Source organism: Aeoliella straminimaris (assembly GCF_024054565.1).
Lineage (GTDB): Bacteria > Planctomycetota > Planctomycetia > Pirellulales > Lacipirellulaceae > Aeoliella > Aeoliella straminimaris.
Window position 1 is genome coordinate 35,144 of record NZ_JAMXLR010000058.1, and the last position, 14,853, is coordinate 49,996.

Sequence of the window (14,853 nt, forward strand, 5' to 3'; positions counted from 1 at the left end):
AAGTGTCACAAACGCCGTTGTTCGAGGCCTTCATAGTCAGGCAGCGCGTAGCCTGATCCATCGTTCGCCAGATTGGCAAACTCAATCGGGCACCGCTCGGACGCTATAGGTAAGCCCCCGGCAATCGACGACGGTATATCGAGGTGAGATTGTAAATTCGTCATTGGTGTTTCCTGTGTCTTCTCTTCTAGCCGCCAGCTTACGGGTGTTTCGCAGTCTCTCTCCCTAAGAGGGGCAAACCGGCGATGGGTTCGTGCAGAATTCTAAGAACTTCTGGAAAACAGTCGGCTGGCCCACCCTGACAACTGCCCCCCCTCCGTGACAGTGAAGCCTCCTGTCGTTGCCGGGGGAGTCGTCTCAGGCTCACACGATATTCTATTCACTTTCCCCCCCGCCTTGGCCAAATCCCCCGTCCGTCACGCGCGATCGGCCCATTTCGAACCCGCTGAGATAACGCATTCTGCAAGCCGCAGGTGGAAATTGCACAACTGCGTGGCAGCCCTTGCATGCCCGTTGGGCGATACCGGTGCGTTGTTGGCACGCAGGGGGCATTTGGCGCCCAGGGCCCTGCTGGGTGGTTCACTGGGATACCCAGGGCGGTCATTTTTTGCCCACGTGGATTCTGGCATACCACTTGCCTTAGCGGAAAAGCGAATCAGGACGATTCTCAGGCGGGTGCCAGGGACCAGGCACGAATTCGATCAGCGAACGGAAATAACCTGGGAGAATCTCCATGCCCGCCGCATGCTCGCGACCGGTTCGGTCGCTACGTCTACCTGTCTGTTGCCTCATCGCGCTATGCGCTTTGGTTTCTAATAGTCCTGCAATCGCGCAGGACAAGAATCTTCTCGATCTGGAGAAATTCGAGCTGAAGTTCGGCTTCATCAAGCTGACCGACTGCGCCCCCATCGTGATTGCCAAGGAAAAGGGCTTCTTCGAAGAGGAGGGACTGCAGGTCGAAGTGATCGCGCAGCCCAACTGGAAAACGCTGCTCGACAACGTAATCAGCGGCGAACTGGATGGCGCCCACATGCTTTCGGGTCAGCCCATCGCCGCCACGATTGGCTTCGGCACCAAAGCTCACGTCATTACCGCCTACACGATGGACCTCAACGGCAACGGCATCACCGTGTCGAACACCATCTGGGAGCGAATGCAGGAGAACGATCCCGACCTGCTGGCATCACAGCCCCAGCATCCCATCTCGGCCGACTCACTCAAGCCGGTAGTCGAAGAACTGCTGGACGAAGGCGAAAAGCTGCAGATGGGCATGGTTTTTCCTGTCTCCACGCACAATTACGAGCTGCGGTACTGGCTGGCAGCCTCCGGTATTCATCCTGGCATGTACACCAAGTCCGACATTGGTGGTCGCACCGACGCCGACGTCGAACTGTCGGTCACCCCTCCCCCGATGATGCCGGCCACGCTGGAAGCGGGCAACATCCAGGGCTACTGCGTCGGTGAGCCTTGGAACCAGCAGGCAGTTGCCAAAGGAATTGGCGTGCCGGTGACCACCAACTACGACGTCTGGAAGAACAACCCCGAGAAGGTGTTTGGTGTCACCAAGCAATGGGCCGACGAGAACCCTCAGACGCATCTGGCGGTGATCAAGGCGCTGATCATGGCCGGCCAATGGCTGGATGAGACTGACGATAACGGCAAGCTGGTCAATCGCGAAGAGGCTGCCCGCATCCTCTCCCGCAGCGACTACGTGGGCGCTGACTTTGACGTGATCAGGAATTCGATGACCGGGTTCTTTTACTTCCAGCAAACCGACAAGCGGGAGATGCCCGACTTCAACGTGTTCTTCAAGCACGACTGCACCTATCCCTGGTACTCCGACGGTGTTTGGTTCCTCACCCAGATGCGGCGGTGGGGACAGATCACCGAACCCAAGCCGGATGCATGGTACCACGAGACCGCCAAGAAGGTTTACCAACCAGAAATCTACCTCGAGGCCGCCCGGATGCTGGTCGACGAGGGTCTGCTGGACGAAGACAAGGTGCCTTGGGACACCGACGGGTATAAACAGCCCACCGACGAATTCATCGACGGAATCACGTACGACGGCAAGAAGCCATTGGAGTACCTGAAGGCCCACCAGATCGGCAATAAGGATTAGTTGGTGGTCTTCTGGAATTCGTCGCCCTCTCTACACACCTCTGTTGTTCTCTATCAGGTGAGCTAAAACGATGTTGGGATTGTGGATTATTCTGATCTTGGCGTGCCTCGTCGGCGCGGCCGCCTGGGCCGGCAAACACCGGACCGTGAAGGCCATCGACGTCGCCGGCCTCAACTTTCTGACACCTATTGTCCGCCTGTGCTATGGCGAAGAGCCCGAAAAGCAGTTGAAGGACATCGGGCGGTTTATCGTTGTGCCAGTGATCGCGATCCTGCTGTTCCTGGGAGCGTGGCACGTGGTCTCTGAGAAGATTCAAACGAAGTCCGGAAAACTTCCGAATCCTCGAGACACGCTTCATGCCGCCAAGGCCATCAACGACTTCCACTATCGGGAGAACGACAAGCAAGCTGCCTTCAACTTGAATGGCGAGGAGCGAGCGCAAGAACTCGAGCGGGTGGAACAGCGACTCGAGGAACTGAAGCCGCTGGAAGCAGAAGTCAATAAAAACGTAGCGGCAGCCAAAGAGGCAGCCAAAGAGCGGCTCGCAACGAAGGTCGCGCCGCTCCAGGAGGAGTTGGATACCCTGACCGCGAAGTTCAAAGATGCGAAGAAACAGCGCGACGACGAGTTGGCATCGCTGGCCAGCCAGGCCGCCGTTGGCGACGAGGACGCCAAGAATGCCTTCGTGGGAAAGGTGCGAGCCTATCGACAGCTCGCAAGCGACGAGCGCGACCGCCTTCGTGACCTGCGAACCGAAATCAACGACATGCGTGCGGAAAAGGACCCCGAAGAACAGCGCGCCCTGGCCGAGCAAACCGCCATTGCGGAGGAACGTCAGTACCTGGGCAAGATGCAAGACCAACTGACCGACTCCAATCGGTACGAGAAGGTGGATGAAGAGAACGCCAAGCTGCAGGAGGCGCGTGAAACGTTGTACGCGGCCGATTCGGCCACGATCTTGAAGGCCGCCACGAAAGTCGCACAAACCGAAGACCGCATCGATCGCATCGAAGAATCGGGGTACGCCAAACCCGCTACGCTGCCCTACCAGGTAAAGCGTAGCGTACTGTGTGTGTTCGTCGGTTTTCTGATCGGCTCGGCCATTGCGATCCCGCTGGGTGTGCTGTGTGGCCTGTCCAAGACGTTCATGGCGGCGATGACGCCTTTTATTGCCATCTTCAAACCGGTGTCGCCCATTGTGTGGCTGCCAATCGCTCTTATTGTCGCCAGTGCGTTCATCCCCGATCCCGACAAGCACTGGTTCACTCAATGGCTTTGGGAGCTGCCGCTGCTGGGCGAGTACAAGATCAACCCGGCGTTCATCGCCTCGGCCGTGACCGTGGCCCTCTGCTCGCTGTGGGCCACGATGGTCAACACAGCGTTCGGCGTGGCGGCGGTGGACAAGGATCACATCAATGTAGCGCGCGTTTTGCGACTCGGCTTCTGGAGTCGGTTATTCAAGATTGTCTTGCCCTCGGCGTTGCCGCTGGCGTTTGCGGGACTGCGAATTTCGTTGGGTGTCGGCTGGATGGTGCTGATTGCCGCGGAGTTGCTGAGTTCGTCAGAAGGAATCGGAAAATACATCTGGGATCAATTCAATAACGGAGCTTCCGATTCCTTCGCCAACATGGTTTTTGTGGTGTTCGTCGTCGGCATCATCGGCCTGGTGCTCGATCGCATGATGATCGTGTTCCAGCGGCTGGTGAGCTTCGACGGCGCCCCTACGGCCATTTAAAGAAGGGAGAACTCATCAATGGCCTACTTGGAATTGGACAATGTCGATTTTGGCTTCGGTCCCGTTTCGCACCGCTATGAGGTGTTCGAACGGGCGTCGCTGGCGGTAGAACAGAACGAGTTCGTCGCCGTCATTGGTTTTTCGGGCAGCGGCAAGAGCACGCTGGTCTCGCTGCTGGCCGGCTTGCTCAAACCCGATCGCGGTCAGGTACACATCAACGGCAAAGTGGTTGCCGCACCTGGCCCCGACAAGGGTGTGGTGTTCCAGAATTACTCGCTGCTGCCATGGCTGAGCGTGTATGGGAACATCGAGCTCGCCGTGAAGCAGGTTTTCCCGAGCATGAAGCGAGGCGAGCGTCGCGACTACATTCAGCATTACATCGACATGGTAAGCCTCAGAGGCTCGGAATGGAAACTGCCGGGTGAGCTATCCGGTGGTATGCGACAGCGTCTGAGCCTCGCTCGGACGCTGTCGATGAAACCAGAAGTACTATTGCTCGACGAGCCCCTATCGGCGCTCGACGCTCTGACGCGCTCGCAGTTGCAAGACGAGATTATCCGCATCTGGGAAGAGGATCGGAGGACCGTGCTCATGATCACTAACGATGTGGACGAGGCCGTGATCATGGCCGACCGAATCGTTCCCCTCACCATGGGTCCAGCAGCACATCTGGGACGCGAGTTTCCCGTCACTCTGCCGCGTCCCCGCGATCGGGCGACGCTTAACTTCAATCCGGAGTTCAAGGAACTGCGCAACGAGGTAACTCGCTACATGATGAATTTGAACGAAGAGGCCAAGTCGCTTACCCGTTCGGTCACCCTGCCCCTTCCCGACCTGCAGCCGGTACTCCCCGGGCCCCGAGTTCGCGTGGGCTAGCCGCTATTGCTTCCGCAACTCACGGAGGAATCAACATCGTATGAATCCACACCCCGACAAACCTGCCGACCCGCGCTTCGTCGAGATCTTCAACCTCGTGAAGGCTTACCCCAATCCCTACGGCGAAGCGGTTCGCGTGGTGGATGGTTACGACTTGGTCATGCGCGAGGGCGAGGTGGTCAGCGTGATTGGCCATTCCGGGTGCGGCAAGAGCACCGTGCTTACTATGGTGGCTGGGCTCAATGAAATCACCGCTGGCAGCATTGCCGTGGGCGGCCGCGAAATCGACGGTCCTGGTCCTGACCGAGCCGTGGTGTTTCAGTCGCCCTGCTTGCTGCCATGGATGACGGCCTTCCAAAACGTGATGCTCGGCGTCGATCGTGTCTACGCACATGGCACCAAGCAGCAGCGGAAGGAGATCGTCGAGTACTATCTGGCCGCTGTGGGCCTGGCCGATGCCCGCGACAAGTACCCTCGCGAAATGTCGGGCGGCATGCAGCAACGTGTGGGCATCGCCCGCGCCATCGCCCTCAAGCCGCGCATGTTGCTGCTGGACGAGCCGTTCGGCCGTCTCGATTCGCTGACACGGATGGACCTGCAAGACGTGATTCTCAACATTCTCGATCGCGAGCGAATCACCACGATGATCATCACCCACGACGTGGACGAAGCGATCTACATGTCCGATCGTGTCTGCATGATGACCAACGGCCCTAACGCCCGGGTGGGACAGCTACTCGACCTGCCGTTCGCCCGCCCACGCAATCGCGCCGCCGTGCTCGAGCATCCGCTGTACTACGAACTACGCGGCGCACTGGTGTCGTTCCTCGAACAGCAGGACCACCGAGTACCCGCTCGCGAGTCTGCACAGATGGAAGCAGGGTGGGACGACACGCTGCACATGGTCGAAGCTCTCAACGAGACGGAGCTCGAAGAAGAGCCGATCGATGAGACGGCCACCCACACCGAGAACCAATTGGTCGGTGCGGGCGTCTGAGCCGAACGCAAACAAACAAGAGCATCCAACTTGATTGGTAAACCTGAAATCATGCAAGCCACTGTGAATGCCACCGATATAGTACGTGCCATCGAAGTGTGGCGTCCACAGGATGCTGGAGGGCCATTTGCGCTTTGCAGTTGCGTATACGGCGACGACGACCACATCGAGGAAGGCCGGCGACTACGCCGCTTCGAGTTGGGCGAGGGGATCGTCGGCCAATCGGCCCAGACAGGCCAGCCGCATATTCGATCATGCGAGGATCTAATCGACGATGGCATCGACCTCGCACACAGCCACGTCGTGTCGATTCCCTTCATGCATTCGGGGCAATGCAAAGGGGTAGTGCTATTGGCCTGCGACGAGAGCGAGGGCAACCAGGGAGCCATGGAACTTTGGCGTCCCAACGACCGCGGAGAGTTGGGACTCGCCGAAGCATGGCACTCCAATCTCGAGCGGTTTGGACTGATTAGCAAGTACGTGAAGTTCCCGCGGCGGGCAGGTCTGCCCGGCAAAGTGTGGGCCGATCGGTTCCCAAGAGTGATGGGTTCGCTTGGCACCTCGCAACAATTCCTTCGTGCTGCCGGAGCAAAAGCCGAAGGCCTCTCGACCGGCATTGGGATTCCTTTGATGCGAACCGCCATGCAACTCGATTCGGTTTTGGTCCTGCTCTCAGCCAATCGAACGCCAATCGCCCGGGCCATGGAAGTGTGGGCGATGGATCCCGACTCGAAGAAACTGAAAATCGTGTCGGCCGACTACGGAGCGTTCATGGATTTGGCGCCGATGAGCCGCCAGTTGTCGCTAGGAATCGGCGAAGGAATTGCCGTCCACGTCCTTCGCGACTGCGCACCCTGGGCGACGTGGGATCTGCTGGGTGTGGAGTTTCCGCGGGGCGAGAAGTTTCTCGAGTACGGCTTCCGCTGGGGACTTGGAATGCCCGTTTTTGTGGGCAGTGAGATTCGAGCAGTAGCGGTGCTTATTAACTAATTCACTTGCAGCGGCTTTCTGTTGTGACCGTATTGACCAAGGACAATTCGAACCTGGCGACTGCCGACCAGGCCGCGCCGCAGGATTTGATTTCTGCGTTGTTGGCCGAGTCGCAAGAGCTGACCGCCATCGAGCGTTTTGCCAAGTTGCACGACGATGGAGACGTTCCGGCCCAGGCCAAGCACTACCGCGACCTGATTCCCCTCACCCAACCTGCGGCAGGTCAGCAGTACGCCTTCGAAGTCGATCTCGACGCGTGCAGTGGATGCAAGGCATGCGTGAGTGCATGCCACCACCTCAATGGGCTGGAGACGGGTGAAACCTGGCGCTCTGTCGGCATGCTGCATGGTCAGAATGGCTTGCCGATCATCCAGCACGTCACCACGGCTTGCCATCACTGCGTCGATCCGGGCTGCCTGAAGGGCTGCCCTACCAACGCCTACGAAAAGGATCCCGTAACGGGCATTGTCCGCCACCTGGACGACCAGTGCTTTGGCTGCCAGTACTGCACGATGGCCTGCCCTTACGAGGTGCCGCAGTACAGCCACGCCAAAGGCATCGTGCGAAAGTGCGACATGTGCCATGGCCGATTGGCCGCCGGCGAGGCCCCCGCTTGCGTACAGGCCTGCCCCAACGGTGCGATTCGCATCTCGATTGTCGACACATTGGAGACAGTAGAACGAACCACCCAAGGTGTGTTCCTGCCGGCCACCCCTCCCGCTGAACTCACCAACCCAACGACCATCTACCGGGGACAGCATAAACTGCCTGTCGACCTGCAGGCGGGCGACTCGGACACGGCGAAACCTCAACACGCCCATCTGCCATTGGTGATAATGCTGGTGCTGACGCAGCTCTCTGTTGGCGGACTAGCCGTGGGCGCCATCGCGCGTTGGCTAGGCGCGGGCACCGCAGCCGAGGCGGCCATTGTCTCCGCCGTAGTCATCGGTTTACTGGGTCTCAATGCTGCCACGTTGCACCTCGGACGACCTCACTTGGCCTTCCGGGCAATCCTTGGCTGGCGGCACAGTTGGCTCAGTCGCGAAGCATTAGTCTTTGGCGTGTACGCACCACTGGCACTTACCGTTATTGCCTTCACGCTGGTTCCGTTGGTGGCCGGCTGGCTACCGGGCTTCGTAAACAGTTTGCTGGCCGCCGTCCTGCAACCCGCACTGCGGCCCATCTTGGAGGTTACAGCTGCGTTGGTCGGTGCAGCAGGCGTGTACTGCTCGATCCGCTTGTACCAGTTCACCGGCCGCAAGTTCTGGCTGGGACTGAGAACACTCGGCAAATTCGCCGGCACCGCGGTCGTGACCGGCCTGGCGCTCTTGCTTGCCACCATGACAATCTTCAAAACACCTGGCGTATCAGCTGTGGCTTCCTTGCTGTTACCGGCAATGATCGTCAAGCTGGCTTACGAACTCACCCTGTTCCGCCACACCCGAGTGTCCAATAAAGTCCTATGGCTTAGCGGGCAGCTTATGCAACAGGAGCTTCGCACCCTGGCGATTATCCGCTTTGCGATCGGAGCAATCGGCGGCATCGTGCTACCTATCTTGGTGATGGTGAGTCCTTCGGGATCGGTGCTATCAGCCATGTTTGCAGCGGCCGCGTTTGTCTGCGTCACGGTGGGCGAACTTTTCGAGCGGGCGCTGTTCTTCAGTGCCGTGGTGCCTCTAAAGATGCCAGGAGGGATCAAGCCATGAGCACGATTTCCACACCACCAGTTCAATCTGCTCCAAAGCTGGTGAGCACCATCCAGAACTTGATCCACCAGAAGGATGGCGTCCTCACGCAGGAACTGATCCGCCAGCCGGGTAGCTTCGGTTTGGGGCAGGTACCCGCACGCCTCAAACCTGACGCAACGACCGACATGGTTTGCGGATATTGTGCAACGGGCTGCAGCCTGCGGATTCACTTGAAGGAGGGCGAAGCGGTTAACCTGTCGCCCACCAGCGAGTATCCCGTCAATTTGGGAATGGCCTGCCCCAAAGGCTGGGAAGCACTCAGCGTGCTGGACGCACCCGACCGAGCGACGCAACCGCTCCGGCGAAACGCACTCGGCGATTTGGAACCCGTCACCTGGGATACAGCGCTAGGGGAGTTTTGCGACCGCTTCAAATCCATTGGCGAAGCATACGGGCCAGAGTCGATTGCCTTTCTCAGTACCGGTCAGATGGTAACCGAAGAAATGGCCTTCCTCGGAGCCTTGGCCAAGTTCGGCATGGGAATACTGCATGGCGACGGCAACACTCGCCAGTGCATGGCCACCGCGGCCACGGCCTACAAGCAGTCGTTCGGCTTCGACGCCCCGCCGTACACCTATCAAGACTTCGAAGAGTCGGACGTTATCTTCCTGGTGGGATCCAACATCTGCATTGCCCATCCAATCATGTGGGAACGGGTATGCCGCAACAAGAACAGCCCCGAGATCATCGTCGTCGACCCGCGCCGTACCGAGACTGCGATGGCGGCGACCAGTCACCTGGCGATCAAGCCAAAGTCGGATTTGTCGGTCTTCTACGCTCTGGCCCACATTCTCATTCGCGAAGATTGGATCGATCGGCCATTCATCGACGCCAGTACGAGCGGCTTTGATGAGTTCGTAGCGTTCGTGCAGCAGTACACCCCCGAGCGTGCGGCGGAAGCTTCCGGCGTCGATGTGGAAGTGATTGAGAGCGTCGCCCGCAAGATTCACGAAGGCAAACGCGTATCGTTCTGGTGGACGATGGGCGTTAACCAGAACTACGAAGGCGTTCGCGTCGCTCAGAGCCTGATCAACCTCGCCCTGATGACCGGCAATATCGGCCGGCCGGGTACTGGCGCCAACAGCATCACGGGGCAGTGCAACGCCATGGGCTCGCGAATCTGGAGCAACACCACGGGGCTGCTGGGCGGACGATACTTCCAAAATGCCGAGCATCGCCATGAGGTGGCCGAGGTGCTCGAGATTCCGGTCGAGCGAATTCCTACCGAAGACAGCTGGCCGTATCACAAGATCATCGAAGGTATCCGCACCGGCGAGATCAAAGGGCTCTGGATACTCTGCACCAATACGGCCCATTCCTGGATCAACCAGTCCGATACACGCGAGTTGCTCGACAAGCTCGACTTCCTGGTGGTGCAAGACATGTACCATACGACCGAGACTGCCCAGCAAGCCGATTTGGTTCTGCCAGCAGCCGGCTGGGGTGAGAAGGAAGGGACCTTCATCAACAGCGAGCGTCGACTTGGCATTGTGAAGCGCGTGCGTCGTCCGCCCGGCGAAGCGCTGCCCGACTTCGCGATATTCCGTCTGATTGCCGAGTACTGGGGCTGCGGCGAATTGTTCCGCCAGTGGACCTCGCCCGAAGCCGCTTTCGGACTGCTGAAGGAGCTCTCGCGCAACCGGCCGTGCGACATTACCGGCATCGACGACTACGCCGCACTCGACCATGCCGGCGGAGCACAGTGGCCCTGCACCGAACCGGTGGCCAACGTCGAGCAGCAACGCCGACTGTTTACCGACGGCCGATTTTATCACGACGACGCTCGGGCCAATTTCCTGTGGGACGAAACTCGTGCGATGCCCGAGCAGCCCGACGAAGAGTATCCATTCCTGCTGCTCACCGGCCGAGGGACCGCCTCGCAGTGGCACACGCAAACGCGTACCGGCAAGTCGCCTGTGCTGCGAAAGCTCTACCCAGCAAACATCTACGTCGAAATGCACCCAGCCGACGCCACGCTGGCCGGTATCGCCAATTACGACGAAGTGAGCGTGCGATCGCGCCGCGGAGAACTCGCAGCCACGGCGTTCGTTACCCCTACCGTGCAGCGGGGGCAGTTGTTCATCCCAATGCACTACGAAGAGACCAATCGACTTACGTTGCCACACTTCGATCCACACTCGCATCAACCCAGTTACAAGGACTGCGCAGTCAACATCCAGCCGCTACACGAAGAGGCCAGACGATGAGCCAACAGAATGGCTTTACCGACGATCAAAAGAGTTTTTTGCAAGGTTTCGCCCTGGGCAGCGACGTCGCCCGCAAGGTGCGTGGCCTGCCAGTACTCTCGGGCAGTGCCGACAGTAATGGCGAAAGCATCACAGTGGGCGGTGCCACCCCACCAGCCGCCGGCGTGCTGCCTGCCGATCCCGCCGCCCTGCACACCGACGCGCAGGATCGAGCTGTGGCCGCCGGCGGCAAATTAGCAGGCGAGGAAAAGGCCAAACGCGACAAGCCACCCGCCGACATGTGGGACGAGATGGCTGCCCGTGCCGCGGCTGGAGAGTACCCCAAGGGGACCGACGTTTTCCTCACCAAATTCTACGGCTTGTTCTACGTCGCCCCGGCGCAGGATAGCTACATGTGCCGCCTGCGTTTCGCTGGCGGCGCGCTGCGATCGTGGCAACTGCGCGGCCTGGCCGATCTGGCCGATCGGTTTGCCGGTGGCTACTCGGACGTAACAACTCGCGCCAACCTGCAGCTACGCGAGATCCAAGCCGAGGATCCACTCAACGTGTTGATGGGGCTGCGCGATCTGGGCATCATCAACTACGGCGCCGGCGGCGACAACATCCGTAACGTGACGGCCAGTCCCCTAAGTGGTATCGACAGCGAAGAGCTGATCGAAACGCTGCCGCTGGCTCGCAACATGCATTATCACATCGTCCATCACCGCGAATTGTATGGGTTGCCTCGGAAGTTCAACATCGCCTTCGATGGCGGTGGAACCATCAGTGCATTGGAGGATACAAATGACATTGGATTCACGGCAGTACGCGCAGCAGGCTCCGATCTTCCTGAGAAAATTTACTTCCAGCTTACGCTCGGTGGCATCACCGGCCATAAAGACTTTGCTCGCCCTACTGGCGTGCTGCTCGAGCCGAGCGAGTGCGTCGAGGTGGCTGCGGCCGTGGTTCGGGTGTTCCTCCGCAATGGTGACCGTACCGATCGCAAAAAGGCCCGGCTAAAGTACGTGTTGGATGACTGGGGTTTCGACAAGTTTGTCGCCGAAGTCGAGGCAGAGCTTGGCCGCTCATTGCGACGCGCCCCACTCGAAGCGTGCGAGGAGCGTCCTTCGGACCATCGTCAGGCACACATTGGCGTGCACCCTCAGCGGCAGGAGGGGATGAACTACATCGGCTTGGCCCTGCCGGTGGGGCGGATCACCAGCGATCAGATGCGTTCGATTGCCGCAATTTCCGAACGCTGGGGCGATGGCGACATTCGTTTGACGGTCTGGCAGAATCTGCTGATACCCAACATTCCGGACTCCGCCGTCGACGAAGTGAAGCAGGCCATCGAGGAGATTGGCCTCGACTGGCGCGCCAACAGTATCCGCGCGGGGCTCATCGCGTGCACCGGCTTGGCTGGCTGCAAGTACGCCGCCGCGCCGACCAAGCAGAACGCCCTGGCGCTAGCCGACTATGTCGAAGAGCGTTTGGAACTGGACCAGCCGGTGAACATCCACCTGACTGGGTGCCATCATTCGTGTGCCCAGCATTACATTGGCGACATTGGCCTGATTGCCGCCAACGTGGAAGATCCCAACGATCCCGATGGTGACACGCTGGAGGGCTACCATCTGTTTGTTGGTGGTGGGTATGGGGTGCGACAAAACATCGGCCGCGAGTTGTTTCCCAATCTTCCGTTCAATGCCGTGCCGCCCCACGTGGCGGCGTTGCTTCAGGCGTACCTGGACCATCGTTATTCGGAGACGGAGAGCTTTGTCGAGTTCGCCAACCGGCACGAGATCGAGGCTCTGCGCGAATTGTGTGCCCCTGAGGCCGTTGTAGCTTAAATCTCCACATCCACTTTTACGATCATGAGCATTTCCCTCATTCCCGAATCGGCTCCCTTCACCGAGGAGCAGCGTAGTTGGCTGAATGGTTTTCTCGCCGGGTGGACGGGTGTCGTCGAGTCCGGCGGCAATGGCGAGTTGCCAGCCAACGGAAATAGCATGGCTACCGCAATGCTGACCGCCGAGCCCGTCGCCGTCGAGGAGGAAGAAGAATTCCCTTGGCACGACCCGAATCTGGAAATGGACGAGCGGCTGAAGCTCGCCGAAGGGAAACCACTCGAGCGGCAAATGATGGCCGCCATGGCGCAGCTCAATTGTGGCGCGTGCGGCTACTTGTGCCAGACCTACTCCGAGGCCATCGCGGCCGGCGAGGAGAAAAACCTCACACTCTGCTCGCCAGGTGGCAAAGACACCGCCAAGATGCTCAAGAAGCTCAAAAAGGAAGCAGGCACCGGTGCCTCGGCCAACGGCCAGGCAAAGTCCAATGGGGCGGCCACGAACGGTGTTGCTTCCAACGGATCTGCAGCAACCAACGGCTTTAGCCGCGCGAATCCCTATACCGCTCGTATCAAGTCGAGCAGCAATCTCAACCGCCAGGGATCGTCGAAACACACATCGCACGTGGTGATCGACCTGGGCGACAGCGGACTCAGCTACAACGTCGGCGATTCGCTGGGAGTCTACCCCACCAACTGCCATGAATTGGTGGGCGACGTCCTCGCCTGCCTCGATGACGTCAACGGTACCACCACCAACGATCTGGCGGAGAAGTACTGCCTGCGGTCAGTCAGTGAAGAACTGCTCGAGCTGCTCGCCCAAAAAACGCCGCATCCCGAAGAGAGGTCCGCTGTTGAGTCTTTGGTGGACTCCGACGAACTCGACACGATGGATGTCTACGACGTCCTACAGCGGACCCCCAGCGCACGTCTCGCCGCCACCGAACTGATGGAGTGCTTGCTGGACATGTCGCCGCGGCTGTATTCCATTGCGAGTTCCCACAAGGCCAATCCCGGTGAAGTGCATCTCACCGTCGGTCGGGCGGCGGCCACTATTGGTGGGCGCACTTACAAGGGCGTGGCGTCCACCATGTTCGCCGACCGAGTGCAACCCGACCATCCCGTCCGCGTGTACGTGCACCCTTCGCACGGCTTCACGGTGCCCAGCGATCCGAGCGCGCCGATGATCATGGTCGGCCCGGGCACTGGCATCGCTCCGTTCCGCGCTTTTCTGCAGGAGCGAGCGACGGCCGACGCCCCGGGAAAGAACTGGCTGTTCTTTGGCGATCAACACGAAGCCACCGACTTTCTGTATCGCGAGGAGTTCGACGAGTTGGCGCAATGCGGTAAGCTCACGAAGCTCAGTCTGGCCTTCAGTCGCGATCAGGAGCAGAAAGTCTACGTGCAGGACCGCATGCGTGAAGAAGGCCAGGAACTATTCGCCTGGCTCGAAGAGGGCGGCCACTTCTTTGTTTGTGGCGATGCCAAACGCATGGCGGTGGATGTTGATCGAGCCCTGCACGACGTGATTGCAACGCACGGCCAGTTGTCCGATGAACAGGCAAAAGAGTACGTCGAGCGCCTCAAGGCGGAGGGCCGCTACGTGCGTGATGTGTACTAGGACGGGTCGCCCGCCCGTTCTAAGAGTGCGAGATAGCTTGTCCTCCGACATCTGCTACCCATCCAGCAGGAATCTTGTTGAAATGACCGAACAGCAAATCCAACTCGTCCAAGAAAGCTGGGCCAAGATCGCGCCCAGTTCGGATCAGGTCGCCGTGCTATTCTATGATCGGTTGTTCGAGATCGCCCCTCATTTTAAGCCCTTGTTCAAGAATGACATTACCGAACAAGGTCGTAAGTTGATGCGAATGATCTCGATGGCCATCCACGCATTGCCAAATCTCGAGCAGGTGCTTCCCGCCGTTCAGCAATCGGGCGTCAGGCATACCGAGTATGGCGTTCAGCCGCAGGACTACGAAGTAGTGGGAGCCGCCTTGCTGTGGACTCTCGAACAGGGCCTGGGAGACGACTATACGGCCGAACTTCAGGAAGCATGGACCTTGACCTACGCGACCCTGGCAGACGTGATGAAAGAAGCCGCAGCCGCTACGGTCGCCTAACGGGTGCCAGACACTCACCCCCCGGAGGCCTATGGCCTATCGCCGGACAACGATACCGGGGCTCTACTGGCGGCAATCCAGCGGCCAGATCATCTTCATTCTTCGCCTGGCCCAACTCGAGAGACTTGTCAGCAATCTCCGCATCTCCTGCTTAGAAAGCGGGCACCGGCTCCGGCTGCGGAATCCCACCACTCCCCTAAACTGCTGCAAACGTTGAAGTTGCGCGATCTACC

Annotated in this window: 11 protein-coding genes; 10 read left to right on the forward strand and 1 reads right to left on the reverse strand. The window is 59.3% G+C overall.

Translation table 11 applies throughout. The annotated features are described in order from the left end of the window. Window positions 1-5 precede the first annotated feature (5 nt). A complete protein-coding gene (locus tag NG895_RS16930) occupies window positions 6-164 on the reverse strand; it encodes a hypothetical protein (RefSeq protein WP_252853701.1) in 159 nt (52 codons plus the stop codon). 569 nt (window positions 165-733) lie between these two features. Between NG895_RS16930 and NG895_RS16935 the strand changes: the two genes are divergently transcribed. The 10 genes from NG895_RS16935 (at window position 734) to NG895_RS16980 (ending at window position 14,620) form a co-directional block, all read left to right on the forward strand. After that, a complete protein-coding gene (locus NG895_RS16935) occupies window positions 734-2,122 on the forward strand; it encodes a CmpA/NrtA family ABC transporter substrate-binding protein (protein ID WP_252853702.1) in 1,389 nt (462 codons plus the stop codon). 70 nt (window positions 2,123-2,192) lie between these two features. Continuing rightward, window positions 2,193-3,857: an ABC transporter permease gene (locus NG895_RS16940; RefSeq protein ID WP_252853703.1), complete on the forward strand. Its 1,665-nt coding sequence runs from the start codon at window positions 2,193-2,195 to the stop codon at window positions 3,855-3,857. 18 nt (window positions 3,858-3,875) lie between these two features. Next, window positions 3,876-4,733: an ABC transporter ATP-binding protein gene (locus NG895_RS16945; RefSeq protein ID WP_252853704.1), complete on the forward strand. Its 858-nt coding sequence runs from the start codon at window positions 3,876-3,878 to the stop codon at window positions 4,731-4,733. Between the two features lie 40 nt (window positions 4,734-4,773). Next, window positions 4,774-5,730 carry an ABC transporter ATP-binding protein gene (locus NG895_RS16950; RefSeq protein WP_252853705.1) on the forward strand — a complete coding sequence of 319 codons (957 nt, stop codon included), beginning with the start codon at window positions 4,774-4,776 and terminating at the stop codon, window positions 5,728-5,730. A gap of 51 nt (window positions 5,731-5,781) precedes the next feature. Next, window positions 5,782-6,720 (forward strand): hypothetical protein, encoded by a 939-nt coding sequence (locus NG895_RS16955; RefSeq protein WP_252853706.1) that lies wholly within the window; start codon window positions 5,782-5,784, stop codon window positions 6,718-6,720. 23 nt (window positions 6,721-6,743) lie between these two features. Beyond that, window positions 6,744-8,426 carry a DmsC/YnfH family molybdoenzyme membrane anchor subunit gene (locus tag NG895_RS16960; RefSeq protein ID WP_252853707.1) on the forward strand — a complete coding sequence of 561 codons (1,683 nt, stop codon included), beginning with the start codon at window positions 6,744-6,746 and terminating at the stop codon, window positions 8,424-8,426. After that, window positions 8,423-10,675, forward strand: coding sequence for a molybdopterin oxidoreductase family protein (locus NG895_RS16965; RefSeq protein ID WP_252853708.1), 2,253 nt, complete (start codon window positions 8,423-8,425; stop codon window positions 10,673-10,675). Before NG895_RS16960 ends, NG895_RS16965 begins: the two co-directional genes overlap by 4 nt. Further along, a complete protein-coding gene (locus tag NG895_RS16970; RefSeq protein ID WP_252853709.1) occupies window positions 10,672-12,504 on the forward strand; it encodes a NirA family protein in 1,833 nt (610 codons plus the stop codon). Before NG895_RS16965 ends, NG895_RS16970 begins: the two co-directional genes overlap by 4 nt. 24 nt (window positions 12,505-12,528) lie before the next feature. Next, window positions 12,529-14,121, forward strand: a complete 1,593-nt coding sequence (locus NG895_RS16975) for a sulfite reductase subunit alpha (protein ID WP_252853710.1) — start codon at window positions 12,529-12,531, stop codon at window positions 14,119-14,121. A gap of 82 nt (window positions 14,122-14,203) precedes the next feature. Then, entirely contained in the window at window positions 14,204-14,620 is a 417-nt protein-coding gene (locus NG895_RS16980) for a globin family protein (RefSeq protein ID WP_252853711.1), read from the forward strand. The last annotated feature ends 233 nt before the right edge of the window (window positions 14,621-14,853 follow it).

Coding starts and splice junctions, on each gene's coding strand:
- NG895_RS16930 (WP_252853701.1), bottom strand. CDS start 164: ATGACGAATTTACAATCTCACCTCGATATACCGTCGTCGATTGCCGGG.
- NG895_RS16935 (WP_252853702.1), top strand. CDS start 734: ATGCCCGCCGCATGCTCGCGACCGGTTCGGTCGCTACGTCTACCTGTC.
- NG895_RS16940 (WP_252853703.1), top strand. CDS start 2,193: ATGTTGGGATTGTGGATTATTCTGATCTTGGCGTGCCTCGTCGGCGCG.
- NG895_RS16945 (WP_252853704.1), top strand. CDS start 3,876: ATGGCCTACTTGGAATTGGACAATGTCGATTTTGGCTTCGGTCCCGTT.
- NG895_RS16950 (WP_252853705.1), top strand. CDS start 4,774: ATGAATCCACACCCCGACAAACCTGCCGACCCGCGCTTCGTCGAGATC.
- NG895_RS16955 (WP_252853706.1), top strand. CDS start 5,782: ATGCAAGCCACTGTGAATGCCACCGATATAGTACGTGCCATCGAAGTG.
- NG895_RS16965 (WP_252853708.1), top strand. CDS start 8,423: ATGAGCACGATTTCCACACCACCAGTTCAATCTGCTCCAAAGCTGGTG.
- NG895_RS16970 (WP_252853709.1), top strand. CDS start 10,672: ATGAGCCAACAGAATGGCTTTACCGACGATCAAAAGAGTTTTTTGCAA.
- NG895_RS16975 (WP_252853710.1), top strand. CDS start 12,529: ATGAGCATTTCCCTCATTCCCGAATCGGCTCCCTTCACCGAGGAGCAG.
- NG895_RS16980 (WP_252853711.1), top strand. CDS start 14,204: ATGACCGAACAGCAAATCCAACTCGTCCAAGAAAGCTGGGCCAAGATC.